Here is a 2,438-nt window from a genome sequence, read left to right as displayed (position 1 = left end):
GTCGCTGTTCCAGAACTGGCTGACCACGTCCTTGAGCGCGCCCTCAGCGGCGGCGCGGACCGCCATGCCATGCGCGATCGACGGCAGCAGCGTGCCGGCCTTGCCCGCCTCCGCGAAGTCGGCGGCCGAGGCCTTGGCGCAGTCGTCGTAGCGCGCCAGGCTCACGCCCTGGCGCACCGGGATCGAGCCCTTCTCCAGGTTGAAGGACTCCTGCACCGCCGGCGACAGGATGGCCGAGGCCATGTCGCGCTGCGCCTGCTGGTTGGCCTCGCCCTTGACCTTGAACATCGCGAAGGAGTCGACGTTGAAGGTGTAGGACTTCGCGGTGCCGGGCGCGGGCACGCACAGGAAGTCCTTGCCCGCGGTCTTGCCGGCGGCCAGGAACTCGCCCTTGGCCCAGTCGCCCATGATCTGCATCGCGGCCTCGCCCTTCATGACCATGGCCGTGGCCAGGTTCCAGTCACGGCCCGGCGCGTTGCGGTCGGTGTAGGCCTTCAGGCGACGGAAGGTCGCGAGCGACTTCTCCATCGTCGGGCTCTTCAGGCTGGCCGGGTCGAGCTGGATCAGCGCCTTGCGATAGAAGGCCGGGCCGCCGGTGCCCAGCACCACCGTCTCGAAGGTGGTGAAGTCCTGCCAGGACTGCCCGCCGTGGGCCAGCGGGATCACGCCGGCCTTCTTCAGCGCGTCGGCGGCGGTGAAGAACTCGTCCCAGCTCGTCGGCGGCTTGACGCCGGCCTTCTTCATCACCTCGGGATTGATCCAGAGCCAGTTGACGCGGTGCACGTTGACCGGCACGGCGATGTAGTGGCCCTTGTACTTCACGATGTCGCTGATGACCGGCAGCAGCAGCTCGTCCCAGCGCTCGGCCTTGGCGACGGTGTCGATGTTGGCCAGCATGCCTTCGGCGGCCCAGTCCTGCAGCAGCGGGCCCTTGATCTGCGCGGCGGTCGGCGCGTTGCCGGAGATGGCGCGCGACTTCAGCACCGTCATCGCCGCGTCGCCGGCGCCGCCGGCCACCGCGAAGTCCTTCCAGTGGTGGCCCTTGGCCTGCAGCGAGTCCTTCAGGCCGGAGATGGCCTTGGCCTCGCCGCCGCTGGTCCACCAGTGCAGCACTTCCAGGTCCCCGGCGCGCGCCGGGCCGGCCAGCGCGCCCAGGGTCGCGATCGCCGCGGTGGCGAGCACGGCGCGTCGGGTCAGGTGAATGGTCTTCATCGTTTGTCTCCTTTTGTGGTCTGGGGGTGGATCGGAAGGATGAGCAGGCGCCGTCAGTCGATGCAGCTGGTGCTGTCGCGCACCACCAGCTCGACCGGCAGGGTCACGGTCAGCGCCTCCGGCGTCGGCAGCTCCAGCAGCAGCTCGACGCCCTTGACGCCCAGCGCCGTCTTGTCGACGCGGACGGTGCTCAGCGGCGGGTGGCTGACGGCGGCGCCGCCGATGTCGTCGAAGCCGATGACGGCGATGTCCTCGGGGATGCGCAGGCCGGCGTTCAGGCACTGCCGCAGGGCCACCAGGGCGGCGCTGTCGTTGAAGCAGACCACCGCGTCGGGCCGGCGGCGGCGGTCGAGCAGGCTGCGCATGGCCGCGGTGATGCCGGCCTCGCCGTCGCCCAGCTGCGGCGCGATGATCTCCAGGTCCGGGTCGGCCTGGACCTTGGCCTCGAACAGCGCCCGCCGGTAGCCGCGGGCGCGCTGCTCCAGGCTGTAATGCGCCGGCGAGCCCGAGATCAGCGCGATGGTCCGCCGCCCGCTGCGCAGCAGGTGGCTGGTGGCCAGGAAGCTGCCGTGCTGATGGTCCGGGTTGACCGAAGTCATGCCGCGGCGATGCATGTCCACCAGCACCATCGGCTTGCCGCTGCGCTTGAGCGCGTCCAGCACCTCGGGCTCGAAGTAGCCGACGCACAGGTAGGCGTCGAGCTGGTGGACGCGCACCTGGTCGATCACCGGCTGCTCCGGCCCGGCCACGAGGAAGGAGAGCGACAGGCCTTCTCTCTTGCAGGCCTGCTCGGCGCCGTGGAGCACCGCCGAGAAGAAGGGGCTGGACGCCAGCGTGTTGTGCTGGCTGTGCAGCAGGAAGCCGATCCGGCGGATCTTCTTCTTGCGCAGGTGGTTGACGTCGTAGCCGAGACGCATGGCGGTCTCGCGCACGATCTGGCGGGTCTGCTCCGACAGGCCGGACTGGTTGCGCAGGCCGCGCGAGACGGTGCCGATGGACAGGCCGGCGCTTGGCGATATCGCGGATGGTGATGCTGCTCATGGGTTGGGGGCGATTCTTGGAAAGCCCGTTTCAAGGGTCAACGAAGTCGCACGAGTTTCCCAACTGTTTAGGACGGTTCGCTAAACACCCCAATCCTGACGACGATCGCTTCAGTTATTGACGCGATCGTGCTTCCGGCAGGACGCGGTCGTTCTCGCTCAACCCGCCGCCCAGCGCCTTGTAGA

1 protein-coding gene and 1 pseudogene are annotated in these 2,438 nt (G+C 68.9%); both read right to left on the bottom strand.

All coding sequences use genetic code 11. The annotated features are described in order from the left end of the window. Positions 1–1,212 (bottom strand): ABC transporter substrate-binding protein (locus FUT87_RS19990; RefSeq protein WP_147242157.1); only part of this gene is annotated, 1,212 nt, incomplete at its 3' end. Between the two features lie 53 nt (positions 1,213–1,265). After that, positions 1,266–2,253, bottom strand: a pseudogene (locus FUT87_RS19985) (LacI family DNA-binding transcriptional regulator). Between the last annotated feature and the right edge of the window lie 185 nt (positions 2,254–2,438).

The organism is Mitsuaria sp. TWR114 (assembly GCF_007997345.1).
Note: the sequence above shows the minus strand (reverse complement) of the source record. Positions and strands in the feature narration are given on the sequence as shown.